This is a genomic window from Candidatus Frankia nodulisporulans (genome assembly GCF_902806475.1).
Lineage (GTDB): Bacteria > Actinomycetota > Actinomycetes > Frankiales > Frankiaceae > Frankia > Frankia umida.
Map to the genome: position 1 here is coordinate 1 of NZ_CADCWS010000573.1, position 360 is coordinate 360.

At 78.6% G+C, this 360-nt stretch carries 1 protein-coding gene; it reads right to left on the reverse strand.

The annotated features are described in order from the left end of the window. On the reverse strand, positions 1 to 360 hold a 360-nt coding region (locus G6R24_RS21445), incomplete at both ends, for a hypothetical protein (protein ID WP_225438912.1).

Here is a 360-nt window from a genome sequence, read left to right on the forward strand (position 1 = left end):
CCCTGGCGGCCTTCCTGCGGCCCTTGGCGGTCTTGCTGGCGAGGCGGGCGGCGCGGCGGCGGGCGGCCAGCGGGTTGGCGGAGGCCTCCCGGGCCGTCTTGCACTGGCTGCGGGCCTGCGACACCGACACCGACGCCACCGCCCGGTGATGGCGGGCTGCGATCCACGCCGCCCGATGCTCCGGGGTCCGCAACTCGCGGCGCCGGTCGGCCTCCGCATCCCACCGGGCGGCGAACGGGGCGCATGCCGGGGACAGGCCGTCGAGGACCGTCACCGCCGTCGTCGACGTCGCCCGCCACACCCGCACGGCGGCCGGTCCGGGACCGGTCTGCGGGGCCTGTTCGGGGGTGGTTGCAGCCC